Genomic DNA, 23,754 nt, shown 5'->3' on the forward strand with positions numbered 1-23,754 from the left:
CTCACCCCTCCAGGGGGAACGTCGAGAGGGGACGCCAGACGCCGTCGTCGGTCTGGTGGAAGAGCTCGAACGAGGTGACCTCGAAGCTGCACCGGTAGTCGACGAGCTCGTCGAAGGCGGCATCGAGCGCCTCCTCGGCGAGGTGGTGCGCCACCGTGACGTGCGGGTGGTAGTTGAACTCGAGGTCGCGCTCGACCGGCCCGCTGCGCACGGCCGTCTCGAGCAGCTCGCACTGCGAGATGCCCGACGAGACCTGGACGAAGACGACCGGTGAGAGCGGCAGGAAGGTGCCGGTGCCGGACAGCGTCATCCGGAAGGGCGCGTGCGCCGCGGCCACGACGCCGAGGTGGGTCTGGAACGCCTCGAGCGACAGCGCGTCGATCTCGGTCGGTGGCAGCAGGGTGATGTGCGGCGGGATGAACCTCGCCAGCGGGTCGCCGAACCTCTCACGCGCGTCCTGCAGGACCGTCCCGTGGGGTTCGGGCACGGTGATGGCCACTCCGTGGGTGGGCATGCTCCCGACCCTACCGGGCGGAAACCGTCACGGCAGCGGGGAGGAGGCCGACGCGGTCGCGCACGCGCTGCATCGTCGCGCGGGCGACCTCGCGGGCACGGTCGGCACCCGTGGCGAGGATCCGGTCGAGCTCGGCCGGGTCGTCGAGCAGCTCGCGCATCCGTGCCTGGAAGGGCTCGATCGCCGCGACGACGACGTCGGCGACCTCCTTCTTGAGGTCGCCGTAGCCACGACCGGCGAACGCCTGCTCGAGCTCGGAGACCGGCGTGCCCGAGAGGACCGAGTGGATGACGAGCAGGTTGGAGACGCCGGGCTTGGCGTCGACGTCGTAGCGGATCTCGGCCTCGGTGTCGGTGACGGCGGACCGGATGTTCTTCGCGATCCTGCCCGGGTCCTGCATGAGGTCGATGAGGCCCTTGGGCGACGACCCGGTCTTGCTCATCTTCGCCGTCGGGTCCTGGAGGTCCTGGATCTTCGCCGCACCCTTGACGATCCACGGCTCGGGCACGACGAGGCCGCCACCGAAGCGGGTGTTGAAGCGCTCGGCGAGGTCTCGGGTGATCTCGAGGTGCTGGCGCTGGTCCTCGCCGACGGGCACATAGGCGGCGTCGTACATGAGGATGTCGGCGGCCATGAGCATCGGGTAGGTGAGCAGCCCGACGTTGGCGTTCTGGCCCTTGGCGACCTTGTCCTTGAACTGCGTCATGCGCCGCGCCTCGCCGTCGGCGGTGAGGCAGTTCATGACCCAGCCGAGCTCGGCGTGCTCGGTGACGTGGCTCTGGCAGAAGACCGCAGAGCGCTCCGGGTCGACCCCGCCCGCGATGAACTGGGCCGCCGTCTTGCGGGTGCGCTCGCGCAGCACCGCCGGGTCGGTCGGGACGGTGAGCGCGTGGAGGTCGGCGACGAAGTAGTAGGCGTCGAACTCGTCCTGCAACGTGACCCAGTTGACCAGTGCCCCGAGGTAGTTGCCGAGGTGGAGGGAGTCACTGGTGGGCTGCATCCCGGAGAGGATCCGGGGAGCCGCCTGCGGGGTCACGGGTGCGGACATGCGCGTCATTGTGTCAGGTGGCTGCACCTAGACTCGCACCGTGCCGCGCCTCCCGGAGACCTTCAGCGACCTCTACGGCCACGCCCCGGACGGCGTCTGGTCGGCGCCGGGCCGCGTCAACCTCATCGGCGAGCACACCGACTACAACGGTGGCCTCGCCCTGCCCATCGCCCTCCCCCACCGCACGTCGTGCGCGGCCTCGGCGCGTGACGACGGTGTGCTGCGGATCGCCTCGCTCCAGGAGGAGTCGGCCGTCGAGGTCAGCCTCGACGAGGTGGCAGCCGGGCACCCGAGCGGGTGGGCGGCATACGTCGCGGGTGTCCTGTGGGCGCTTCGAGACGCCGGGTATGCCGTCCGCGGCCTCGACGTGCTCGTCGACGGCCGGGTGCCCCTCGGGGCGGGCCTGTCGAGCTCGGCCGCGCTCGAGTGCTCGGTGGCTGCCGCGGCCTCGGACCTCTTCGGGCTGGGTCTGCTCGAGTCGGCGGAGGGCCGGGCAACCCTTGCCGCCGCCTGCCAGCGCGCCGAGAACGACATCGCCGGAGCCCCGACGGGCGGCATGGACCAGGCCGCCGCGATGCACTGCACGCCGGCGCACGCGCTGCGGCTCGACTGCCGCGACGGCGCGTTCTCGCAGGTGCCGTTCGACCTCGAGGCGCACGACGCGGTCCTCCTCGTCACCGACACCCGAGCGAGCCACGCGCTGGCCGACGGCCAGTACGGCGCGCGACGGGACGCCTGCGAGAAGGCGGCGGACCTGCTCGGTGTCGAGTTCCTCCGCGACGTCGTCGGGCGGCCGATCGACGAGACCCTGGACGCCCTCCCCGACGACGAGCTGCGCCGGCGCACCCGTCACGTCGTCACCGAGATCGAGCGCGTCGACGCGGTCGTCGATGCGCTGCGCGACGGCGACCTCGACGAGGTGGGCCGCTTGTTCGTCGCCTCGCACGAGTCGCTGCGCGACGACTACGAGGTGTCCTGCACCGAGCTCGACCTCGTCGTCGACACCGCCGTGGCGGAGGGTGCCTTCGGCGCGCGGATGACCGGTGGAGGGTTCGGCGGCTCGGCCATCGCCCTCGTGCGCGCTGCCGACGTCGACCGCGTGACGCGGGCCATCGCCGACGCCTTCGCCGAGGCGCGGCTCACGGCGCCGGTGTCGTTCGCCGTCACCGCGGCCGGCTCGGCCGCACGGGACGCGGTCAGCCCAGAGTGAGGTCGTAGTCGACCATGAGCGGTGCGTGGTCGCTCCACCGTTCGTCGTATGCCGCCGCGCGGCCGACCTCGGCACGCGTCGCCAGTCGCGCGAGCGGGGCGCTCGCGAACTGGTAGTCGATGCGCCAGCCGGCGTCGTTGTCGAACGCCTTGCCCCGCCACGACCACCACGTGTACGGACCGGGACCCGCGCCGTGGAGGGTCCGGTGCACGTCGACCCAGGCGTGGTCGCAGACCCACCGGTCGAGGTGCGCCTGCTCCTCGGGGAGGAAGCCGGACTTGCCGACGTTGCCCTTGGCGTTCTTGAGGTCGTGCGCGGAGTGGCAGATGTTGAGGTCACCGGTGAGGACGGCATACGCGCCGTTCTCGGTGAGTGACGCGAGACGTGAGCCGATGGCGTCGAGGAAGCGCAGCTTCTCGTCCTGGCGCGGCGTGCCCGCCTGGCCGGTGTGGACGTAGGTCGAGATGACGGTCACCGGCCCCTCGGGCCCGCGGATGTCGACCTCGACCCAGCGGCCGGCGTCGGTGAACTCGACGTGGCCGATGTCCGAGCTCGCGCGCAAGGGTGCCTGCCGGGTGAGGACGGCGACGCCCGCGTGCCCCTTGACCCGGCCCGGCGCCGACGCGACGTGCCAGTCGCCGAGACCTCCGTCGGCGAGGACCTTGGCGAGCTGGTCGTCGTCGGCGCGCACCTCCTGGAGGGTGATGACGTCGGCGTGCTGCGCCTGCAGCCACTCGAGGCCTCCCCTGCGTGCTGTCGCGCGGACTCCGTTGACGTTGGCCGAGATGAGACGCATCGCCGGAAATGCTAGCCCTCCGGTGGATACCCTCCACACATGGCCGGTCGGATCCACCTCTCGCGACCCCACATCACCGAGCTCGAGGAGGAGCTCGTGATGGAGGCGCTGCGCTCGGGTTGGGTCGCGCCGCTGGGCCCGATGGTCGACCGCTTCGAGGCGGCGGTTGCGGAGCGCACCGGGGTCGCGCACGCGCTCGCGCTGTCGTCCGGGACGGCCGCGTTGCACCTCGCGCTGCTCGAGGTCGGGGCCGGGCCGGGCACCGTCGTCGTCGTGCCGTCGATGACGTTCGCGGCGTCGGCCAACGCGGTGACCTACACCGGTGCCGAGCCGGTCCTCGTCGACTCCGGCGAGGACGCCAACGTCGACCCCGGGCTGCTGCTCGACGCCGTCCGCACGCTGCGGTCGGAGGGCGTGCGCGTCGCCGCCGTCATGACGGTCGACCTCATGGGCCGGTGCTGCGACTACGACGGGCTCCTCGACGGCCTCGCCGAGCTCGACGTGCCCGTCATCGAGGACGCGGCCGAGGCGCTGGGCGCGTCCTCCTCGGGGCGTCCGGCCGGGTCCTTCGGCGTCGCCGCGGCACTCTCCTTCAACGGCAACAAGATCCTCACCACCTCCGGTGGCGGCATGCTGCTCAGCGACGACGACAAGCTCATCCGGCACGCGCGCCACCTCTCGACCCAGGCCCGCGAGCCGGTGCCGTGGTACGAGCACACCGAGGTCGGCTACAACTACCGGCTGTCCAACGTCCTCGCCGCCCTTGGCGTCGCACAGCTCGAGCGGCTGCCCGACATGGTCGACCGTCGCCGCGAGATCCGCGACCGCTATGCCGCGGCGCTCGCCGACGTCGACGGGGTCGAGCTGCTGGGGCGCAACGGCGGCCGCTCCGACGCCGAGGACAACTGCTGGCTCACCGCACTCCTCCTCGACCCGTCGGTCGTCGACGCCGATCCCGGCTCGGTCATCGAGGCGCTCGGTGCCGACGACATCGAGGCCCGCCACCTGTGGAAGCCGATGCACCTCCAGCCCGTCTTCACCGGTGCACGGGCCTTCATCACCGGCACCTCCGAGCGGCTCTTCCGCACCGGTGTCACCCTCCCCTCGGGGTCCGAGCTCCCGGACGACGACATCGACCGCGTCATCGCCTCGCTCCGCGGCGCGCTGGGGGTCCGGTGAGCCGCCGGTGAGCCGCCTCGACGCCCAGCGGGTCCTCGACCTCGCGTTCGCCACTCCCGCACTCGTCCTCAGCCTCCCCGTGCAGGCGGTCGTGGCCGTCGCGGTGCGGCGGCGGCTCGGCTCGCCCGCGCTCTTCCGCCAGGAGCGACCCGGACTGCACGGCGAGCTCTTCACCATGCGCAAGTTCCGCACCATGCGCGACGTCGACGAGGCCCACGGCCTCGTCACCGACGAGCAGCGGCTCACGCCCTTCGGGTCCTTCCTCCGCTCGACGAGCTTCGACGAGCTGCCGACCCTGTGGAACATCGTCCGCGGTGACATGAGCCTCGTCGGGCCGCGGCCCCTCCTGCCGCAGTACCTCGACCGCTACACCCCGGAGCAGGCCCGCCGCCACGAGGTGCGGCCCGGGCTCACGGGGCTGGCCCAGGTCTCGGGTCGCAACGCGCTCACGTGGGAGGAGCGCCTCGCCCTCGACGTCGAGTACGTCGACACCCGTTCGATGGCGCTCGACCTGCGCATCCTGTGGCGCACGGTCGCCACCGTGCTGCGACGCGACGGTGTCACCGCGGAGGGCCACGTGACGATGCCCGAGTTCATGGGCAGCCCTCCGCCCGCCGTCCGGGACCACCCGAGCGAGGCGTCGGCCGGATGAGGCGGCTCGTCGTCTGCGGCGCCGGGGGGTTCGGGCGCGAGGTCGTCGCCCTCGTCGCCGCCGTCAACGCGGTCGACCCGACGTGGGACCTCGTGGGGGTCGTCGACGACGACCCGAGCCCGGCGGCCGTGGAGCACCTGGCCCGGCTGGGGGTCGACGCGCTCGGCGGGCTCGACTCGCTCGAGGGCCACGTAGGCGACGGCGCCGCCGTGCTCGCCATCGGCAGCCCGCAGGTGCGCTCGAGCCTTGCCGCCCGCTGGCCCGGTCTCGAGTGGGCGACTCTCGTGCACCCCGACGCCACCGTCGGAACGGACGTCGAGCTGGGCGCCGGGAGCGTCGTCGCCGCCGGGGCGCGCCTGAGCACCAACATCACCGTCGGCCGGCACGTCCACGTCGACCAGAACGCCACCGTCGGCCACGACGCGACGCTCGGCGACCACTGCCGGCTCAACCCCCAGGCCTGCGTGTCGGGTGCGGTCGTCGTGGGTGATGGCGCACTCGTCGGGGCGAGTGCGACCGTCCTCCAGGGGCTCACCGTGGGGTCCGACGCCGTCGTCGGGGCCGGTGCCGTCGTCACGCGGGACGTGCCTGCCGGGGTGACGGTCAAGGGCGTCCCGGCACGCTGACGGCATACGACGACGTCCGGCAGGACGACCGCCCGGCAACCACAGTTGCGGACGTTGCAGGGACCGCGGTCAGTCGCGGCCGAAGAGGTCGCGGGTGTAGACCTTGTCGGCCACGTCGTCGAGGTCGGCGCTGAGCCGGTTGGCGACGATGACGTCGGCGCGGGCCTTGAACTCGTCGAGGTCGCGGACGACCTCGGAGTTGTAGAAGCGGTCCTCGCGCAGCGCCGGCTCGAAGAGCACGACCTCGATGCCCTTCGCCTTGATCCGCTTCATGATCCCCTGGATGCTCGACACCCTGAAGTTGTCCGAGCCGGCCTTCATGATGAGGCGGTACATCCCGACGACCCGCGGCTTGCGGCGCATGATGTCGGTCGCGATGAAGTCCTTGCGCGTCGTGTTGGAGTCGACGATGGCGCGGATGAGGTTCTGCGGCACCTGGTCGTAGTTGGCGAGCAGCTGGCGGGTGTCCTTGGGCAGGCAGTAGCCGCCGTAGCCGAACGACGGGTTGTTGTAGTGCGACCCGATCCGCGGGTCGAGGCCGACCCCGTCGATGATCGAGCGGGTGTCGAGACCGTGCGACACGGCATACGTGTCGAGCTCGTTGAAGTAGGCGACCCGCATCGCGAGGAAGGTGTTGGCGAAGAGCTTGATCGCCTCGGCCTCGGTGGGCTCGGTGTGCAGCACCGGGATGTCGTCGTCGAGCGCGCCCTCGACGAGGAGCTCGCCGAAGCGGTGCGCCGCGTCGCTCGAGCCGCCGATGACGACCCGGCTCGGGTGGAGGTTGTCGTGGAGGGCGCGACCCTCACGGAGGAACTCCGGCGAGAAGACGACGTCGAGCCCGGGGTGCGCGGCGCGCATCCGCTCGGTGAACCCCACCGGCACGGTCGACTTGACGACGACGGTCGCCTCCGGCGCGAGCCGCTCCACCGAAGCGATGACCGACTCGACCGACGAGGTGTCGAAGAAGTCGCGGTCCGGGTCGTAGTCGGTGGGGGTCGCGACGACGACGAAGTCCGAGCCCGGCAGCGCGTCGTCGGCCGAGGTCGTCGCGGTGAGCGAGAGGTCGTGGTGCGCGAGATGGTCCTCGAGCTCGGGGTCGACGAGCGGCGACTCGCGACGGTTGACCTGGTCGACCCGCTCCGGGTCGAGGTCGACGGCCATGACGTCGTGGTGCTGGGCGAGGACGACGGCGTTGGAGAGGCCGACATAACCCAGGCCCACCACGGAGATCTTCACGGCGCCAACCTACCGGGGCGCGCCGCGGCGCCGACACGGCGCAGCGCCTCCGTCGCATCACCCTCCGGCGGACCGGTTTGGGCAACAATGGCAGCCATGCTGATCCCTGAGATGTCGAAGCGCCTGCTCGCGGAGTTCGTCGGCACGTTCTGGCTCGTCTTCGGTGGGTGCGGCTCCGCGGTCTTCGCGGCCGGCTTCCTCTCGACGCCGACGCTCGGCTCGGGCGCCCCGACGCACCTCGGGATCGGCTTCCTCGGTGTCGCGCTCGCCTTCGGTCTCACGGTCGTGACGATGGCGTATGCCGTGGGGCACGTCTCCGGGGCGCACTTCAACCCGGCCGTGACGATCGGCCTCACCATCGCCAAGCGCTTCGCGTGGAAGGACGTGCCGCTCTACGTCGTCGCGCAGGTCCTCGGCGGCCTGGCCGCCGGCGGCGCGCTGTGGGCCATCGCCCGCGGACGCGACGGCTTCGTCACCACCGGCAACCTCGCGGCCAACGGCTTCGCCGAGCACTCCCCCGGTGGCTACTCGATGTTCGCCGTGCTCTGCGCCGAGGTGCTGCTCACGATGTTCTTCGTCTACGTCATCCTCGGGGTGACCCGGGAGAGCGCCCCGACCGGCTTCGCACCACTTGCCATCGGCCTCTGCCTCACGCTCATCCACCTCATCTCGATCCCGATCTCCAACACCTCGGTCAACCCGGCCCGCTCGACCGCGGTCGCGTTCTTCAACGGCGACGGCGCCCCCGGCCAGCTGTGGCTCTTCTGGCTGGCGCCGGTCATCGGTGCGGCCATCGCGGGTGCGACCTTCCACCTCATCACCGGTGTCGACCGCCGAGACCGCGACATCACCGGCCAGGTCCGGGCCGAGGACGTCGTCGTCCCCGACGGTGTCGACCCCGACGCCCCGCGCACCACGGTCTGAGCCCGACTTCTTGCGACTTCGCAGAGTCGCGAGCGCAGCGAGGGACTCTGCGAAGTCGCCATCAGTCATAGGTGGGCGGACGGCATACGGAGGACTCTCCGTCGTTCGGTAGATTTCGGCCCATGGCCAAGATCATCTACACGCTCACCGACGAGGCCCCGCTCCTCGCGACCTACTCCTTCCTCCCGGTGATCGAGGCCTTCGCCTCCACCGCTGGTGTCGACGTCGAGACGCGCGACATCTCCGTCGCCGCGCGCATCCTGGCCGCCTTCGCGGACCGGCTCCCCGATGACCAGAGGACCGCGGACGCGCTCGCCGAGCTCGGTGACCTGGCCAAGACGCCCGAGGCCAACATCATCAAGCTCCCCAACATCAGCGCCTCCGTGCCGCAGCTCAAGGCCGCGATCAAGGAGCTGCAGGGCCAGGGCTTCGACCTCCCGGCCTACGTCGACGAGCCGACGACCGACGCCGAGCGTGACGCCAAGGCCCGCTACGACTCGGTCAAGGGCAGCGCCGTCAACCCGGTCCTGCGTGAGGGCAACTCCGACCGCCGCGCCCCCGCGTCGGTGAAGAACTACGCCAAGGCGCACCCGCACTCGATGGGCGCCTGGTCCTCCGACAGCAGGACCAACGTCGCGACGATGGGCCACGACGACTTCGCGAGCAACGAGAAGTCGGTCGTCCTCGACGAGGCCGACACCCTGACCATCCAGCTCGTCACCGACTCCGGCACGACCGTCCTCAAGGACGGCCTCAAGGTCCTCGAGGGCGAGGTCGTCGACGCCACCGTCATGCGTGCCGCCGCTCTCGACGCGTTCCTCGAGGAGCAGGTGGCCAAGGCGAAGGCCGACGGCGTCCTCTTCAGCGTCCACCTCAAGGCGACGATGATGAAGGTGTCGGACCCGATCATCTTCGGTCACGTCGTGCGTGCGTTCCTGCCGGAGGTCTTCGAGAAGCACGGCGCCGCCCTCGAGGCCGCCGGCCTCTCCCCCAACAACGGCCTCGGCGCCATCCTCGACGGCCTCTCGGCCCTCGACAACGGCGACGAGATCAAGGCCGACATCGAGGCCGGCCTCGCCGCGGGTCCCGAGCTGGCGATGGTCAACTCCGACAAGGGCATCACCAACCTGCACGTGCCGAGCGACGTCATCATCGACGCCTCGATGCCCGCGATGATCCGCACGAGCGGCCACATGTGGGGCCCGGACGGGCAGGAGGCCGACACCCTCGCGGTGATCCCCGACAGCTCCTACGCCGGCATCTACCAGGCCGTCCTCGACGACTGCCGCGCCCACGGCGCCTTCGACCCGACGACGATGGGCTCGGTTCCCAACGTCGGCCTCATGGCCCAGAAGGCCGAGGAATACGGCTCGCACGACAAGACCTTCGAGCTCGCCGAGGCCGGCCGGGTGCAGGTCGTCAACGCCGCCGGCGACGTGCTCCTCGAGCACGAGGTCGCCGCCGGTGACATCTGGCGGGCCTGCCAGACCAAGGACGCCCCGATCCGCGACTGGGTCAAGCTCGCCGTGACCCGGGCCCGCGCCTCGCGGACGCCCGCGATCTTCTGGCTCGACGAAGCGCGCGCCCACGACGCGAACCTCATCGCCAAGGTCAAGACCTACCTCGAGGACGAGGACACCGACGGCCTCGACATCTCCATCACGTCCCCGGTCGAGGCCACCAAGGTCTCCATCGAGCGCATCCGTCGCGGCGAGGACACGATCTCGGTCACCGGCAACGTCCTGCGCGACTACAACACCGACCTCTTCCCGATCCTCGAGCTCGGCACCTCCGCCAAGATGCTCTCGGTCGTGCCGCTCATGAACGGCGGTGGCCTCTTCGAGACCGGCGCCGGCGGCTCCGCCCCGAAGCACGTCCAGCAGCTCGTCCAGGAGAACTACCTGCGCTGGGACAGCCTCGGTGAGTTCATGGCCCTCGCGGAGTCGTTCCGCCACCTCGCGGACTCGACCGACAACGCCAAGGCCCGCGTCCTCGCCGAGACGCTCGACCGCGCCACCGAGACCCTCCTCCAGGAGAACAAGGGCCCGGCGCGCAAGGTCGGCCAGATCGACAACCGCGGCAGCCACTTCTACCTCGCGCTCTACTGGGCGCAGGAGCTCGCCAAGCAGACCGACGACGCGGACCTCGCGCAGGCGTTCTCCGGCGTGGCCGAGTCGCTCACGCGGGACGAGCAGAAGGTGAACGACGAGCTGCTCGCCGTCCAGGGCTCGCCGGCCGACATCGGCGGCTACTACCGGCCCGACCCCGAGAAGACCTCGGCGGTCATGCGTCCCTCGGCCACGTTCAACGAGGCGCTCGCCTCCCTGTCCTGACCGGACCCGACCACGCACGTATGCCGTGCGCTCCCCTCACCGGGAGCGCACGGCATACGTGCTTGTGGCCTCGGACGCGTGAGGTGTCGGGGATCGGGTTGCACCGCCGGGTGCGTCAGCCCGGATCCCCGACACCCGCGCGGGTCGGGCGTCAGAGCGGGAGCTTCATCCCGACGTGGCTCGGCGCGAACCCGAGCCGCTCGTAGAACCGCTGCGCGTCCAGGCGCGTCGCGTCCGTCGTCAACTGCACGAGCACGGCGCCACGCTCACGCGCCTCGTCGATGGCCCAGCGGAAGAGCCGCTCGCCGAGACCCTGGCCGCGCCGGCTCGACGCCACCCGCACGGCCTCGATCTGGCCACGCAGCGCTCCCCCGCGCGACAGGCCGGGCAGCAGGGTGAGCTGGAGCGTCCCGACGACCTCGCCGCCGTCGTCGAGGACGACGAGCTGGTGCGCCGGGTCGGCGTCGATCATCTCGAACGCCGCGAGGTATGCCGTGTGGTCGCCGGCAGGCTCACGGGTCGCCCCGAGCGGGTCGTCGACGAGCATGCCCACGATGGCCGGGACGTCGTCCCTCGTCGCCCGGCGGATCACCGGCGCGCTCACGGGTAGCCGTCGGGGTTGCCGCTCTGCCACCGCCAGGTGTCGGCGCACATGTCGTCGATGGTGCGCGTCGCCTTCCAGCCCAGCTCGGCCTCGGCCTTGCGCGGGTCGGCGTAGGACTCGGCGATGTCGCCGGGGCGGCGGTCGACGACCTCGTAGGGCAGCTCGTGGCCGACGGCGCGCTCGAAGGCGTGGATCAGCTCGAGGACTGAGGTGCCGCGACCGGTGCCGAGGTTCCACGTGTTGAGCGGGACGTCGGTGGCGGCGAGGCGGTGCAGCGCGGCGACGTGCCCGGCGGCGAGGTCGTCGACGTGGATGTAGTCGCGGACCCCGGTGCCGTCGGGGGTCGGGTAGTCGTCGCCGAAGACCGACAGCTTCTCGCGGCGGCCCACGGCGACCTGCGCGAGGAAGGGCATGAGGTTGTTGGGGTGGCCGCTCGGGTCCTCGCCGATCGTCCCGCTCGGGTGCGCACCCACCGGGTTGAAGTAGCGCAGCAGCGCGATCCGCCAGGTCGGGTCGGCCACGGCCATGTCGCGCAGCACCTGCTCGTTCATGACCTTGGTCCAGCCGTACGGGTTGTTCGCCGAGGTCGGCGCCTCCTCGGTCATCGGCACGACGGGGTTGGCCCCGTAGACCGTCGCCGAGCTCGAGAAGACGAGCTTGCGCACCCCGTGCCGGTCCATCGCCCGCAGCAGCGAAAGGGTCGTGTCGAGGTTGTTCTCGTAGTAGGACAGTGGCTCGGCGACGCTCTCCCCGACCGCCTTGAGCCCGGCGAAGTGGACGACCGCGTCGATCTGGGTGTCGACGAACGTCGCCTCGGTCTTGTCGCGGTCGGTGAGGTCGAAGGAGCGCACGTCCAGCCGCGTGCCGGTGAGCGCCTCGAGCCGCCCGACGACCGACGGCTTCGCGTTGGCGAACGAGTCGACGACGGTGACCTCGTGGCCGGCGGCGACGAGCTGGACGACGGTGTGCGAGCCGATGTAGCCGGCACCTCCGGAGACGAGAACGTGCATGGAGCCAGACTAGGCCCGGGCCCCGTCCCCTCCCTGTCCGGGCGCTGATAGCGTCACGAACGACCACTCTCGTCCCCGCATGAAGAGGTATCCATCGTGAGCCCGACCCCCGTCAAGGTGGCCGTCACCGGCGCTGCCGGTCAGATCGGCTACAGCCTGCTGTTCCGCATCGCGTCCGGCGCCCTGCTCGGTCCCGACACCCCCGTCGAGCTCCGCCTGCTCGAGATCACCCCGGCGCTCAAGTCCCTCGAGGGCGTCGTCATGGAGCTCGACGACTGCGCCTTCCCGACGCTCGCCAAGGTCGAGATCGGCGACGACGCCGAGAAGATCTTCGACGGCGTCAACCACGCCCTCCTCGTCGGCGCCCGCCCCCGCGGCCCGGGCATGGAGCGCGGTGACCTCCTCGAGGCCAACGGTGGCATCTTCGCCCCGCAGGGCAAGGCCCTCAACAAGGTCGCGGCTGACGACGTGCACGTCACCGTCACCGGCAACCCGGCCAACACCAACGCGCTCATCGCGATGAGCAACGCCCCCGACATCCCCACCTCGCAGTTCTCGGCGCTGACCCGCCTCGACCACAACCGCGCGATCAGCCAGCTCGCGGCCAAGCTCGGCGTCCCGGTCACCGAGATCAAGAAGATGACGATCTGGGGCAACCACTCCGCGACCCAGTACCCCGACCTCTTCCACGCCGAGGTCGGCGGCCGCAACGCCGCCGAGGCCGTGGGCGACCAGGCCTGGCTCGAGGGCACCTTCATCCCGACCGTCGCCAAGCGCGGCGCGGCCATCATCGAGGCGCGCGGCGCCTCGTCGGCCGCCTCCGCCGCGAGCGCGACCATCGACCACGCCCGCACCTGGGTCGAGGGCACCGCCGAGGGCGACTGGGTCTCGATGGCCGTCCGCTCCGACGGCTCCTACGGCGTCGAGGAGGGCCTCATCAGCTCCTTCCCCGTCACCGTCAAGGACGGCCAGTGGAGCATCGTCCAGGGCCTCGACATCGACGAGTTCTCCCGCGGCAGGATCGACGCCTCCGTGGCCGAGCTCGCCGAGGAGCGCGACGCCGTCAAGGGCCTGGGTCTGATCTGAGGGCGTGCCTCATCTGAGACACACCTGAGCCGCGCGCGACAGCGCGAAGCGAGCACCCGGCATACCTGCTTCTCACGCAAGGTATGCCGGGTGCTCGCCTTCCCGGGGCCGCTCGGCCGCGTAGTGCCGGAAGAGCAGGTAGGCCGCGGCGGCGCACAGCAGGTGCCACGCAGCGTGCTGCTGGAGCAGCGAGTCCGGGCGACACCACGCGTGGCCGCGCATGCCCGTGGTCCAGATCGCGAAGGCGACGCCGAGGGTGAGGACCGACGCCAGCGCCCACCCCCGGTCCTGCCTGGCCTCGGCGCGACGCGAGAGCACCACTTCGAGCCCGATGGCGACCCACAGCTCGACGGCGAAGGCGGCGTTGCCGACGTGCCCGAGGACGGGCACGTCGCCACCGCGCAGGTGCACCGCCATGCCGGCGAGGACGGCGGCGACGAACACCACGACGAAGAGCCCGGGTCCGCGACGGACGAAGCGCATGAGCGCATGGGCCAGCGCGAAGCCCGACACGAGGAACATGCTCAGCAGGTCGAGGTGGCCGCCGAGGTTGCTCTGGGTGGCGTGCATCGCCATGCTCCCCGGACCCAGCAGGACCACGAGGACCCCGAACGCCACGGCGAGACCGGGGTGTCGGCCGAAGGTGAGCCCCAGGCGGACGCGGTGGCCGGCGTGCGCCGACACCAAGACCCCTGCGACCACGAACCCGAGGTTGCTCCACGTGTTCGCCGGCTGGCGCACCCAGCCGGGACGGGCTGCCTCGCAGAAGCCGTCACCACGGCCGACGTCCGGACCGAGCCACCCCCAGCGGGAGGCCGCGACCACTCCCGCCACCGACGCGACCGCGGTGAGCCCACCCAGCACCACCGGCCGCAGGTCGCGCTCGCTCATGCGCCCCGCCCGTTCACGCCGCCACGCTATCGCTCGCGATACGGACGTTTGGCGCCCCGAGGTCGCGGGTACACGATGGCCCGCAGGTCTGCCCCCATCGTCGACGACCGTCGGGTAGACAGGGCGCATGCCCCCGACCAGCACCGATGCCTTCTCGTTCAGCGGCGACTGGAGCGGACAGCTCGTCGCGACCGCGATCCACACCGGCCACGACCTGCGCGACGACATCGCCTCGCACCTCGTGCTCGACGAGGACACCCGGCTGCGCGAGGAGGACCCCTTCACCGACCTCATCGGAGCCGAGTGCCCGGCCCGGGTCGTCGTCCACCGGTCGCGCTTCGAGATCGACCTCAACCGGCCCCGCGAGCAGGCGGTCTACCGACGCCCCGAGGACGCCTGGGACCTGCACGTGTGGCGAGAGTCGCAGCTGCCGGACGACCTGACGGAGGGCTCTCTCGCCGTCCACGACGCCTTCTACACCGCCCTCGGCGAGCGGCTCGACGCGGTGGCCGCACGGGGCCCGTTCGTGCTCTACGACGTCCACTCCTACAACCACCGCCGTGACGGCGCCGACGAGCCCGAGGCCCCGGGAGAGGAGAACCCCGAGGTCAACGTCGGCACCGGCTCGCTCGACCGCGACCGCTGGGGCGACGTCGTCGACGTCTTCATGTCGACCCTCGCCAGCACCGACACCGCCGGCGGCGAGATCGACGTGCGCGAGAACGTCCGGTTCAAGGGCGCGAACCTCTGCGCCTGGGTGCACGAGCGCTACCCCGACCGTGGCGTCGCCCTCGCGCTCGAGTTCAAGAAGACCTACATGGACGAGTGGACCGGCCGCCCCGACCACACCCGGATCGCCGACCTCTCTCGCGCGCTCGGCCAGACCGTCGACCCGGTGCTGCGCGCGCTCGCCGCCCGTGGTGACGGCTCGGGCCCCGCGCGCGGATGAGCCGCACCGAGCTGTCGGTCGCGGACCTCGCGATCGACCACACCCTCGCCCAGACGGCGGGCAGCATGCAGTTCCTGCTCGACGTCACGCCGGTCAACGCCGACCACGTCCGTCAGGAGTTCGCGGAGGGACGGGTCGGGCCGCCGGAGTTCACCTACCGGCCGCTCGAGGTGTCGCCTGACGTGCTCGCCAAGGCCCTCGACAACATCGACGTCGCGTCCGTCGAGGACCCGACGCTGGGGCACCTGCTGCGCGCCAAGCACCGCGAGCTCGCCCTCCAGATCGAGATGCTCAAGGCCCGCGACACCGACGACTTCAGCGCCCTGAGCATCCAGCTCTACGGCGCCGCGTCGCCCGAGCTGCGGGCCCAGGCCGCAAGCATCCTCGACCGGGTCCACCGCACCGAGGGCCCCGGCGAGAGCCTCGACGCCCCCGCGTTCCTCGCGCTCGCGCAGGCCGAGATCGACCACTACCGCGAGGTCGACCCCGAGATCGACATCCACGCCGAGATGCGCGACGACGTCAACGGCGTCATGGTGAGCGGCAACACCCTGCTCATCGACACCGACTCCGCCGTCCAGGTGTCGCGTGCCAACGCCCTCATCCAGCACGAGGTCGGCACCCACCTGGTCACGCAGGTCAACGGCACCGCCCAGCCGGTGCGCGTCCTCGGGTCCGGGCTCGCGGGCTACGACGAGACCCAGGAGGGGCTCGCCGTCCTCGCCGAGATCGGCTGCGGTCAGCTCACGCCCTTCCGGCTGCGCCAGCTCGCCGCCCGCGTGCTCACCGTGCACCGCATGCACTCCGGCGCCGACTTCGTCGAGGCGTGGCGGGCGCTCGTCGACGAGGGCTTCCCCGAGAACAGCGCGTTCACGACGACGATGCGCGCCTTCCGCTCGGGCGGCCTGAGCAAGGACGCGATCTACCTGCGCGGCCTCGTCGAGCTCCTCGTCCACCTGCGTGGCGGCGGCGAGCTCGACCTGCTCTGGCTCGGCAAGTTCTCGCTGGAGGACCTGCCGCTCATCCGCGACCTCGACGACCGAGGCGTGCTCAACCCCCCACGGCTGCGCCCTCGCTACCTCGAGGACCCCGCTGCACAGACCCGGCTCGCCGCCGCGGCCGACCGGGCCGACGACGTGGCGGGCCTCATCGAAGGAGCAGCATGAAGATCGGATTCGTCGTCAACGACGTCCACAGCGAGAAGCCCGTCTACACGACGACGCGGCTCGCGATGGCGGCCACGCAGATGGGACACGAGGCCTACCTCATGGGCATCGGCGACTTCGCCTACGAGCCGGACGGGTCGCTCACGGCCCGGGCGCGCGGTGGCAAGGCCAAGAACTACCGCTCCCTCGAGCGCTACCTCGACGACGTGCAGAAGCCGGACGTGGAGGAGCGGCTCCCGCTCGGCGAGTTCGACGTGGTCATGCTGCGCAACGACCCGGCCGAGGACGCGGAGGACCGGCCATGGGCCAACACCGCGGCCGTGGCGTTCGGCGAGCTCTTCGCCGCCTCCGGCGTCCTCGTCGTCAACGACCCGACCAACCTTGCCCAGGCCCTGTCCAAGGCCTACTTCCAGCACTTCCCCGAGGCGGTTCGGCCGCAGACCCTCATCTCCCGCGACGAGGACCGCATCGCCACCTTCATCTCCGACCTGGGTGGGCGGGCGGTGCTCAAGCCGCTGCAGGGCTCGGGCGGCAGCGGCGTCTTCCTCGTCAACAGCGACGAGTCGCCCAACCTCAGCCAGATCATCGAGGCGATCGCGCGCGACGGCTACGTCGTCGCGCAGGAGTACCTCCCCGCCGCCGAGGACGGCGACGTCCGGATGTTCGTCATGAACGGCCGGCCGCTCGAGGTCGACGGCCGCATCGCCGCGTTCCGCCGCAAGAGCAGCGGCGACGACCTGCGCAGCAACATGTCGGCGGGGGGCAAGGCGAGCAAGGTGGCGATCACCAAGGAGATGCTCGAGCTCGTCGAGGCGGTCCGCCCGAAGCTCGTCGCGGACGGGATGTTCCTCGTCGGGCTCGACATCGTCGGCGACAAGCTCATGGAGGTCAACGTCTTCAGCCCGGGCGGCCTCGGCTCGTGCCAGCAGCTCTACGGCCACGACTACGCGCCACCGATCATCGAGGACCTCGAGCGCAAGCTCGCCATCAGGCGCCACTACCCCGACGAGCTCACCAACCTGCGCCTCGCCACCCTCTGAGGCAACCTGCGCCTCGCGGCTCTCTGAGGCCGGTCCCACCCCCCCTTTCCGGTATGCCGTCCCGCCAAGCCGGCACCGTGCACAACTCGCCAATTCCTCCTGTTCGGCACCGTGCACAGCTCGCCGATTCCTCCCGTTCGGCACGGCTGGGCATGCCGTTTGCCCTCCCGCCGCACCCAGGTGGGCGGACGGCATACCGGCGTGAGAGGGGAGGCGAGGTATGGATTGCACAAAATCTTGTGCACACCCATTGATTCCCCGCTGACGAGTCGGCAATGTTTGCGTGGGGCCGCGATGGGGCGGCCCACAACCAGGAGGAAAACGTGAACTCGACCTTCATGCGCAAGGCCGCAGCCATCGCCGCCACCGCGACGTGTGCCGTTGCCGCGACCGCCATGACGTCCGCTCCCGCCGGGGCAGCCCCGATCGGGGAGACGTCGTTCCTCGTCGCCCAGGGCGGCACCGGGACCGACAAGGCCGTCGCCGCCGTCGAGGCCGCGGGCGGCACCGTCGTCCAGGAGTGGCCGCAGATCGGTGTCGTCGTCGCGAGCGCGACCGACGACACCTTCGACGACAAGGCGCGCAGCGCGCCCGGCATCGTCGCCGCGGGCCCCTCGCGCGCGATGCAGGCCTACGAGCCCGCCTCGGCCATCGTCCCCGACGGCTCGGTCAAGGGCCTCGGCCCCGGCACTGCTGGTGGTGACGACACCAAGGAGCCGCTCAACGCCAACCAGTGGGACATGCGCCAGATCGGTGCCGACAAGGCCCACCTCAAGACCGACGGCAACCGCGACATCACCGTCGGCGTGCTCGACTCCGGCGTCGAGGCCGACCACCCCGACCTCGCCGCCAACGTCGACGCATCGCAGTCGGTCGACTGCACCGACCGCGGCGTCCCCAACACCAGCCCGACGAAGTGGCAGCCCACGACGTCCGACCACGGCACGCACGTGGCCGGCTCCATCGCCGCCGCCCGCAACGGGGTCGGCATCGTGGGTGTCGCCCCCAACGTCAAGCTCGCCTCGGTCAAGGTCGTCGAGGACGCCGGCTACATCTACCCGGAGTACGCCATCTGCGGCTTCATCTGGGCCGCGGACAAGGGCATGGAGGTCACCAACAACTCCTACTACATCGACCCCTACGCCCTGTGGTGCAAGGCCAACCTCGACGAGAAGGCCGCGATCCTCGCCGTCGAGCGCGCGCTGAAGTACAGCGAGAAGAAGGACGTCGTCAACGTCGCCGCCGCCGGCAACTCGGCCTGGGACCTCTCGAAGCCGATCACCGACACGGGCAGCCCCAACAACACGCCCGAGCCGACGCCGCGTGACACCGACCAGCGCTGCTACGACATGCCCACCGAGGTCGGCAACACCGTGACCACCTCGTCTGTCGGCCCGACGGCGGTCAAGTCCTACTACTCCAACTGGGGTCGCAACGTCGTCGACGTCGCCGCCCCCGGTGGCGACTCGCGCGTCGCCGCGGACACCCCCGACAGGAACGGCCGCATCCTCTCGACCGTCGTCGGTGGCGGCTGGGGCTACAAGCAGGGCACCTCCATGGCCTCGCCGCACGCCGCGGGCGTCGTCGCGCTGATCCGTGGCACCGACACCGGCCTGAACGCCAAGCAGGCGATGAAGACCCTCGAGCGCGAGGCCGACACCCTGGCCTGCCCGGAGTTCTACGACGCCAACCGTGACGGGGTCAACGACGCCACCTGTGAGGGCGGCGCCAACGGCTTCGGCTACTACGGCTCCGGCCTCGTCGACGCCCTGGACGCCGTCACCCCGTGACGACGCTCCTGAGCAGCTGACACCCGGCTGAACCACGAGGCCCGTGTTCCCTCCCTGAGGGACACGGGCCTCGTGCCGTCACGGGTGCGGTCAGCGGATGCCGGCCTGCTTCTCGGCGATCTCGACGACGTTGGTGAGGAGCATCGCGCGCGTCATCGGCCCGACCCCGCCCGGGTTGGGGCTGACCCAGCCGGCGACCTCGGCGACATCGGCGGCGACGTCGCCGGCGATGACCGACTTGCCGTCCTTGACGACCCGGCTCACGCCGACGTCGAGCACGGCGGCACCGGGCTTGACCATGTCGGCGGTGACGAGGCCGGGCACACCCGCGGCGGCCACGACGATGTCGGCGCGACGCACCTCGGCGGCGAGGTCGACGGTGCCGGTGTGGCACTGGACGACGGTCGCGTTCTCGGAGCGGCGGGTGAGGATGAGCGAGAGCGGGCGGCCGACGGTGATGCCGCGGCCGACGACGACGACCCGCGCCCCGGCGATCGGCACGTCGTGGCGGCGGAGCAGCTCGACGACGCCGACGGGCGTGCAGGGCAGCGGCGCATCCTTCCCGAGCACGAGCCAGCCGAGGTTCATCGGGTGCAGGCCGTCGACGTCCTTGGTGGGGTCCACCTCGGCGAGGATGCGGTTCTCGTCTAGCCCGGTGGGCTGCTGGACGAGGAAGCCGGTGCACGCCGGGTCGGCGTTGAGCTCGCGGACGACGTCGAGCACCTCGTCGAGGGTGGACGTCGCCGGCAGGTCGCGCCGGATGCTCGACAGCCCGATCTCGGCGCAGTCCTTGTGCTTGGCGCCGACGTACCAGGCGCTGCCGGGGTCGTCACCCACGAGCACGGTGCCGAGCCCCGGGGTGATGCCACGCTCGGCGAGGGCGGCCACGCGACCGCGCAGCTCCTCCTTGATCGTCGCGAGGATCGCCTTGCCGTCCAGTGTCTGAGCCGTCACGGCCGCCATCCTCCCAGACCACCGGCCGCCGGCTGCCCCACCCCTGCGTCCCGGACCGCGGGGGTCAGGCGCGGGTGGCGAGCGCGGCGAGCGCCGCGGGGAAGCACTCGGCCGGCGGCGTGACGAGTCCCGCGCCGACCTGACCGGTGCCGGCGACCCGTCCGGCCATGCCCGTGTTGATCTGCGGCAGGATCCCCGTCCGCACGACCGAGACGACGTCGATCCCCGTCGGCGTCCCGCGAAAGTCGAGGATCGGCACCTGGTACATCGGGTGCTCGCCGAGGGTGATCTCGTACATCGTCTGCGTCGCCCGCAGCGCGAACGGCACGTCCCCACCGACGAACTTCACGATCGCCGGGGCCGCCGCCATGGCGAACCCGCCGATGCCGGCCGTCTCGGTGATGGCCGAGTCGCCGATGTCGGGGTTCGCGTCGTCGGGTCCGTAGTCGCCGAGGAAGAGGCCCTGAGGGGTGTTCGCCGGACCCGTGAACCACGCGTCGCCGGTGCCCGACACCCGGATCCCGAAGTCGGTGCCGTTGCGCGCCATCGTCGTCACGAGTGACGACCCGGGCACACCGTGGGCGGCCATCGTCGCGAGCTTGCAGGCCGGCATACCGAGGTTGAGGAAGAAGTGCTCGTTGGCGCCCGAGAAGCGCACCGCCTCGGCGATGTCGTCCGACGACGCCTTCGCGGTGATCATGCCGGGGAGCAGCTCGCGCAGGAGCATGAGCGAGCCGGCGCGGTTGCGGTTGTGGCCCTCGTCGCCCATCTGGAGCATCTGCGCGAGGATCGACCGGATGTCGAAGGGGCCGGTCGCGCGCACCGACTGCTGGAGGATCGGGCCGAGCACGTCGGTCATCCAGTGCAGGCGGTCGACGACCTCGGGGCCGTAGGCGCCGTAGCGCAGCACCTTGCCGAGGCCCTCGTTGAGCGAGCACCAGGACCACGCGTCGTGGACCTCGTCGCGCAGGCCGTACATCCACATCGACGGCGACACGACGCCGGCCATGGGGCCGACCGCGTCGCGGTGGTGGCACGGCTCGAACGCGAACTGCCCTGCCGCGAGCGCCTTCTCGGCCGCCTCGGGGTCGTCGGCCAGCCCCTCGAAGAGGACGGCGCCGATGAGTGCGCCCTTGAGCGGGCCCGACATGCGCTCCCACTCGATCGGCGGCCCGGCGTGCAGGAACGTCCCGCGCTCGAGACCCAGTGCGTCCTTGGCCTGCTTGACGTCGCAGAGCTCGGCGCCCGCGGCGACCATCCGCGCGTATGCCGTCGCGTTGGCCTCCGCGCGCCGCGCGTCTCCCAGGACCCGCGCGAGGTCACCCTCGGTGCCGGGCATCGGCGGCTGCCAGTCGGCCTCGACGACGGTGACGGCCTGACCGCGCAGGGCGTCGGCGAAGAGCCCGACACCGGCGGTGGCGACGGTCGGGGACTCTGCGGACAGCAGGCCGCGCAGGGGTGCCGCGCCTGTGGCAGGTCCGGTGGAGGTGGTCGTCGTCATCGCGCGCTCCCGAGGAAGGACAGGGCGTGCCGGGTGGCATCGCGGTTGGAGAGGAAGACCGAGGCGCCGGCAGCGGCGAGCGTCTCGGCGGTGCGGGTGAGTCCCTGCGGGTCGGACTCGGTGCCGGTGACGGAGACGACGACGGGCAGGTCGCGCCCACCGGCCTTCGCTGCCGCCTTGGCCCCACGAATTGCGTCGGCCAGCTCGCCGGCAGGGTCCTGGTGGGCGCCGTGGCCGAGCACGAGGTCGAGGAGCAGCACGCCGCACGTCGGGTCGGCGGCCTCGGCGTCGATCCGCTCCATGCGCAGGGTGGGGTCGATCATCGGGTGGGCCCGGCCCTGGGTGAGGCCGTCGTCGCCGAAGTCGATGACGAGGTGGCCGTCGTCGCGCAGGTCGGCGCCGAGGGCGAGGTCGTCGCGCAGCGGAATGTTGGAGCGGATGTCGCCGAGCGCGTCGGCGGCGAGCAGCATCGCGTCGTCCGCGAGGGTGCCCCCGCAGAAGAGCCCACGGAGGCTGCCCTGCACCGACCTTGCTGCCGGGTCGTCGTTCGCGACCCAGGCCGGCCACTGGGGCACCTCGCGACCCTCGGCCTCGAGCAGCGCCTCGACCGCGGAGGTGAGGTCGGGGCGTCCCGCGCCGAGCGTGGCCCAGCGGACCGGGAGACCCAGCCCGCCGGCATACGCCTCGAGGTCGGTGAGGACGGCCTCGTCCGGCGGCTTCGAGACGACGACGACCGAGGTAGTCGACGGGTCCGCGGCGAGGGCTGCGAGCGCCTGACGGGTGGAGCGGGCGCCGACGGCGTCCTTGAGGTCGCGGCCGCCCACGCCGAGGCAGTGCGAGATGCCGACACCGGCGGCGTCGAGCAGGCACATGACCTGCTGGGCGCCGGTGCCCGAGGCGGCGACCATGCCGATCGGGCCCGCGCCGACGACGTTGGCGAAGCCGAGGGCGACGCCGCTGACGACGGCGGTCCCGCAGTCCGGGCCCATGACCAGGACGTCGGCGGCCGCCGCCGCGTCCTTGAGCCTGACCTCGTCCTCGACCGGGACGTTGTCCGAGAAGAGCATGACCGAGGCGCCGGTCGCAATGGCGTCGAGGGCCTCGGCCGTGGCGAAGCGGCCCGGCACCGAGATGAGCGCGATGTCGGCGTTGCCGGCGCGGACGGCCGCGGCGGTCGTCCTGGGTGCGGGCGCGTCACCGAAGCCGCCGCTCGGCGTCGTGGACCGCGCAGAGAGGGCGGCCTCGGCGGCGGCGATGCCCGCGGCGACACCGGCGTCGTCGGTTGCACGGACCGCGACGACGAGGTCGTTGGCACTCGCTCCCTCGGGGACGTCGAAGCCCATGCCGCCGAGGACCTCGACGTTGAGCTCGGTCGCCATCGCCACCTGCGCCGCCTCGACGCCGTCGACGTCGGCGACGGTGCGTGAGACCTGGAGCAGGGTGACGGAGTCGTGGTAGGCGCCTCGGCGCACGTCGACGTGGGTGACACTCACGACGGGATTCCTTCCGGCAGATGGGTGTTGACGAACTCGTGGATGCGGTCGACACCCTCGAGGAGGGCCTCGCCGGACGTGTGGCCGATCGCGAGGACCCGAGCGCGGGTGGAGTCGATGTCCGCGCACCCGGCGGCCACGGAGGTGACGTGGTCGACGACGGCCGGGACGGCATACCCCTTGGCGGCGGCGGCCACGAGCGATGCCGAGAGGCTCGTCGTGCGGGTGAGCGGCAGCTCGGTGGGCAGGTCGAGGCCGAGTGCACGCGCGGCGAGCAGCGCTCCGCACAGGACGTCGTCCGCCCGCGGGGTGAGCCCCTCCCCCAGACCGACGTCGTCGAGGAGCGGGGACCAGTCGTAGCAGTCGGGGAGCCGGGGCGCCGCGGTCACCTGACGTGGTCGCCATGACCGCACGACCCGTATGCCGTGCGACGGCAGCGACACGACGTAGCCACCGACGTTGACGACGTCACCGACGGCGACGCCCCAGTCGCGCGGGCCCGGCGTAGGCAGGCGGACCGCGGTCGGGAGCACGAGCGCGTCGCTCGTGACGACCGGCAGGACGGTCGCGTGCTCTGGCAGCCCGAGGTAGAGCGCCGTCGGGAACGCCGCGAGGACGACGGCCGGACGGGGCGTGCCCGTGAGGAGTCCCAGCGTGAGCGGTGAGGCCGCGGCCGGGATTCTGGGATGCACGCCACGACGCTAGCCAGCGCGGCTACTCTGACCGGATGGTGAAAGTTGCCAACGATCCGG

The 23,754-nt window shown here is 71.6% G+C and carries 22 protein-coding genes; 11 read left to right on the forward strand and 11 right to left on the reverse strand.

The genetic code is table 11. From position 1 onward, the window contains the following. Position 1: 1 nt before the first annotated feature. A complete protein-coding gene (locus ACOJV7_RS17270; protein WP_420191471.1) occupies positions 2–514 on the reverse strand; it encodes a 2'-5' RNA ligase family protein in 513 nt (170 codons plus the stop codon). 10 nt (positions 515–524) lie between these two features. Continuing rightward, positions 525–1,571 carry a tryptophan--tRNA ligase gene (gene trpS / locus ACOJV7_RS17275; RefSeq protein ID WP_420191472.1) on the reverse strand — a complete coding sequence of 349 codons (1,047 nt, stop codon included), beginning with the start codon at positions 1,569–1,571 and terminating at the stop codon, positions 525–527. Between the two features lie 31 nt (positions 1,572–1,602). Between trpS and galK the strand changes: the two genes are divergently transcribed. Further along, positions 1,603–2,772 carry a galactokinase gene (gene galK, locus ACOJV7_RS17280; protein WP_420191473.1) on the forward strand — a complete coding sequence of 390 codons (1,170 nt, stop codon included), beginning with the start codon at positions 1,603–1,605 and terminating at the stop codon, positions 2,770–2,772. On the opposite strand, the gene ACOJV7_RS17285 is transcribed toward galK, so the two are convergent. Further along, positions 2,759–3,568 (reverse strand): exodeoxyribonuclease III, encoded by an 810-nt coding sequence (locus ACOJV7_RS17285; RefSeq protein WP_420191474.1) that lies wholly within the window; start codon positions 3,566–3,568, stop codon positions 2,759–2,761. The genes galK and ACOJV7_RS17285 overlap by 14 nt on opposite strands. 39 nt (positions 3,569–3,607) lie before the next feature. Here ACOJV7_RS17285 and ACOJV7_RS17290 point away from each other — a divergent pair, with 39 nt between their 5' ends. The 3 genes from ACOJV7_RS17290 to ACOJV7_RS17300 are packed head-to-tail and all read left to right on the forward strand — an operon-like array spanning position 3,608 to position 6,025. After that, positions 3,608–4,747: a DegT/DnrJ/EryC1/StrS family aminotransferase gene (locus tag ACOJV7_RS17290; protein WP_420191475.1), complete on the forward strand. Its 1,140-nt coding sequence runs from the start codon at positions 3,608–3,610 to the stop codon at positions 4,745–4,747. Positions 4,748–4,754: 7 nt separating this feature from the next. Further along, positions 4,755–5,399, forward strand: coding sequence for a sugar transferase (locus ACOJV7_RS17295; protein ID WP_420191476.1), 645 nt, complete (start codon positions 4,755–4,757; stop codon positions 5,397–5,399). Further along, positions 5,396–6,025 carry an acetyltransferase gene (locus ACOJV7_RS17300; RefSeq protein WP_420191477.1) on the forward strand — a complete coding sequence of 210 codons (630 nt, stop codon included), beginning with the start codon at positions 5,396–5,398 and terminating at the stop codon, positions 6,023–6,025. The genes ACOJV7_RS17295 and ACOJV7_RS17300 overlap by 4 nt, the downstream gene beginning before the upstream one ends. Positions 6,026–6,094: 69 nt before the next feature. Here the strand turns inward: ACOJV7_RS17300 and ACOJV7_RS17305 are convergent, their stop codons facing one another. Continuing rightward, entirely contained in the window at positions 6,095–7,261 is a 1,167-nt protein-coding gene (locus ACOJV7_RS17305) for a nucleotide sugar dehydrogenase (RefSeq protein ID WP_420191478.1), read from the reverse strand. Between the two features lie 87 nt (positions 7,262–7,348). Between ACOJV7_RS17305 and aqpZ the strand changes: the two genes are divergently transcribed. After that, positions 7,349–8,185 (forward strand): aquaporin Z, encoded by an 837-nt coding sequence (gene aqpZ / locus ACOJV7_RS17310; RefSeq protein ID WP_420191479.1) that lies wholly within the window; start codon positions 7,349–7,351, stop codon positions 8,183–8,185. 122 nt (positions 8,186–8,307) lie between these two features. Beyond that, complete coding sequence (locus ACOJV7_RS17315; RefSeq protein WP_420191480.1) at positions 8,308–10,518, forward strand: NADP-dependent isocitrate dehydrogenase; 2,211 nt, start codon at positions 8,308–8,310, stop codon at positions 10,516–10,518. A 151-nt stretch (positions 10,519–10,669) separates the two neighbouring features. On the opposite strand, the gene ACOJV7_RS17320 is transcribed toward ACOJV7_RS17315, so the two are convergent. After that, positions 10,670–11,122 (reverse strand): GNAT family N-acetyltransferase, encoded by a 453-nt coding sequence (locus ACOJV7_RS17320; protein WP_420191481.1) that lies wholly within the window; start codon positions 11,120–11,122, stop codon positions 10,670–10,672. Next, complete coding sequence (gene galE, locus ACOJV7_RS17325) at positions 11,119–12,132, reverse strand: UDP-glucose 4-epimerase GalE (protein WP_420191482.1); 1,014 nt, start codon at positions 12,130–12,132, stop codon at positions 11,119–11,121. The genes ACOJV7_RS17320 and galE overlap by 4 nt, the downstream gene beginning before the upstream one ends. A 96-nt stretch (positions 12,133–12,228) precedes the next feature. On the opposite strand from galE, the gene ACOJV7_RS17330 reads away from it, so the two are divergent. Beyond that, entirely contained in the window at positions 12,229–13,218 is a 990-nt protein-coding gene (locus tag ACOJV7_RS17330; RefSeq protein WP_420191483.1) for a malate dehydrogenase, read from the forward strand. A gap of 72 nt (positions 13,219–13,290) precedes the next feature. Here the strand turns inward: ACOJV7_RS17330 and ACOJV7_RS17335 are convergent, their stop codons facing one another. Then, the gene (locus tag ACOJV7_RS17335) at positions 13,291–14,109 is read right to left on the reverse strand and encodes a ceramidase domain-containing protein (protein WP_420191484.1); all 819 of its coding nucleotides are present in this window, start codon (positions 14,107–14,109) and stop codon (positions 13,291–13,293) included. A gap of 127 nt (positions 14,110–14,236) precedes the next feature. On the opposite strand from ACOJV7_RS17335, the gene ACOJV7_RS17340 reads away from it, so the two are divergent. The 4 genes from ACOJV7_RS17340 (at position 14,237) to ACOJV7_RS17355 (ending at position 19,054) form a co-directional block, all read left to right on the forward strand. After that, entirely contained in the window at positions 14,237–15,058 is an 822-nt protein-coding gene (locus tag ACOJV7_RS17340; RefSeq protein WP_420191485.1) for an N-formylglutamate amidohydrolase, read from the forward strand. Beyond that, a complete protein-coding gene (locus ACOJV7_RS17345) occupies positions 15,055–16,224 on the forward strand; it encodes a peptidase MATCAP family protein (protein ID WP_420191486.1) in 1,170 nt (389 codons plus the stop codon). Before ACOJV7_RS17340 ends, ACOJV7_RS17345 begins: the two co-directional genes overlap by 4 nt. Beyond that, positions 16,221–17,264 carry a glutathione synthetase gene (locus ACOJV7_RS17350; protein ID WP_420191487.1) on the forward strand — a complete coding sequence of 348 codons (1,044 nt, stop codon included), beginning with the start codon at positions 16,221–16,223 and terminating at the stop codon, positions 17,262–17,264. The genes ACOJV7_RS17345 and ACOJV7_RS17350 overlap by 4 nt, the downstream gene beginning before the upstream one ends. Before the next feature lie 323 nt (positions 17,265–17,587). After that, a complete protein-coding gene (locus ACOJV7_RS17355; RefSeq protein ID WP_420191488.1) occupies positions 17,588–19,054 on the forward strand; it encodes a S8 family peptidase in 1,467 nt (488 codons plus the stop codon). A gap of 90 nt (positions 19,055–19,144) precedes the next feature. On the opposite strand, the gene ACOJV7_RS17360 is transcribed toward ACOJV7_RS17355, so the two are convergent. From ACOJV7_RS17360 to ACOJV7_RS17375, 4 genes are all read right to left on the reverse strand, one after another. Beyond that, complete coding sequence (locus ACOJV7_RS17360) at positions 19,145–20,008, reverse strand: bifunctional methylenetetrahydrofolate dehydrogenase/methenyltetrahydrofolate cyclohydrolase (protein WP_420191489.1); 864 nt, start codon at positions 20,006–20,008, stop codon at positions 19,145–19,147. 64 nt (positions 20,009–20,072) lie between these two features. Next, positions 20,073–21,509: a YlbE family protein gene (locus ACOJV7_RS17365; protein ID WP_420191490.1), complete on the reverse strand. Its 1,437-nt coding sequence runs from the start codon at positions 21,507–21,509 to the stop codon at positions 20,073–20,075. Continuing rightward, the gene (locus ACOJV7_RS17370; RefSeq protein WP_420191491.1) at positions 21,506–23,002 is read right to left on the reverse strand and encodes an FdrA family protein; all 1,497 of its coding nucleotides are present in this window, start codon (positions 23,000–23,002) and stop codon (positions 21,506–21,508) included. Before ACOJV7_RS17370 ends, ACOJV7_RS17365 begins: the two co-directional genes overlap by 4 nt. Continuing rightward, on the reverse strand, positions 22,999–23,694 hold the full coding sequence (locus tag ACOJV7_RS17375; RefSeq protein ID WP_420191492.1) for an oxamate carbamoyltransferase subunit AllH family protein: 696 nt from the start codon (positions 23,692–23,694) through the stop codon (positions 22,999–23,001). The genes ACOJV7_RS17370 and ACOJV7_RS17375 overlap by 4 nt, the downstream gene beginning before the upstream one ends. Positions 23,695–23,754 lie beyond the last annotated feature (60 nt).

This window comes from Knoellia tibetensis (assembly GCF_048606415.1).
In the GTDB taxonomy this organism is placed as follows: domain Bacteria; phylum Actinomycetota; class Actinomycetes; order Actinomycetales; family Dermatophilaceae; genus Knoellia; species Knoellia tibetensis.

Coding starts and splice junctions, on each gene's coding strand:
- ACOJV7_RS17270 (WP_420191471.1), bottom strand. CDS start 514: ATGCCCACCCACGGAGTGGCCATCACCGTGCCCGAACCCCACGGGACG.
- trpS (WP_420191472.1), bottom strand. CDS start 1,571: ATGACGCGCATGTCCGCACCCGTGACCCCGCAGGCGGCTCCCCGGATC.
- ACOJV7_RS17285 (WP_420191474.1), bottom strand. CDS start 3,568: ATGCGTCTCATCTCGGCCAACGTCAACGGAGTCCGCGCGACAGCACGC.
- ACOJV7_RS17290 (WP_420191475.1), top strand. CDS start 3,608: ATGGCCGGTCGGATCCACCTCTCGCGACCCCACATCACCGAGCTCGAG.
- ACOJV7_RS17300 (WP_420191477.1), top strand. CDS start 5,396: ATGAGGCGGCTCGTCGTCTGCGGCGCCGGGGGGTTCGGGCGCGAGGTC.
- aqpZ (WP_420191479.1), top strand. CDS start 7,349: ATGGCAGCCATGCTGATCCCTGAGATGTCGAAGCGCCTGCTCGCGGAG.
- ACOJV7_RS17315 (WP_420191480.1), top strand. CDS start 8,308: ATGGCCAAGATCATCTACACGCTCACCGACGAGGCCCCGCTCCTCGCG.
- galE (WP_420191482.1), bottom strand. CDS start 12,132: ATGCACGTTCTCGTCTCCGGAGGTGCCGGCTACATCGGCTCGCACACC.
- ACOJV7_RS17335 (WP_420191484.1), bottom strand. CDS start 14,109: ATGAGCGAGCGCGACCTGCGGCCGGTGGTGCTGGGTGGGCTCACCGCG.
- ACOJV7_RS17340 (WP_420191485.1), top strand. CDS start 14,237: ATGCCCCCGACCAGCACCGATGCCTTCTCGTTCAGCGGCGACTGGAGC.
- ACOJV7_RS17345 (WP_420191486.1), top strand. CDS start 15,055: ATGAGCCGCACCGAGCTGTCGGTCGCGGACCTCGCGATCGACCACACC.
- ACOJV7_RS17350 (WP_420191487.1), top strand. CDS start 16,221: ATGAAGATCGGATTCGTCGTCAACGACGTCCACAGCGAGAAGCCCGTC.
- ACOJV7_RS17365 (WP_420191490.1), bottom strand. CDS start 21,509: ATGACGACGACCACCTCCACCGGACCTGCCACAGGCGCGGCACCCCTG.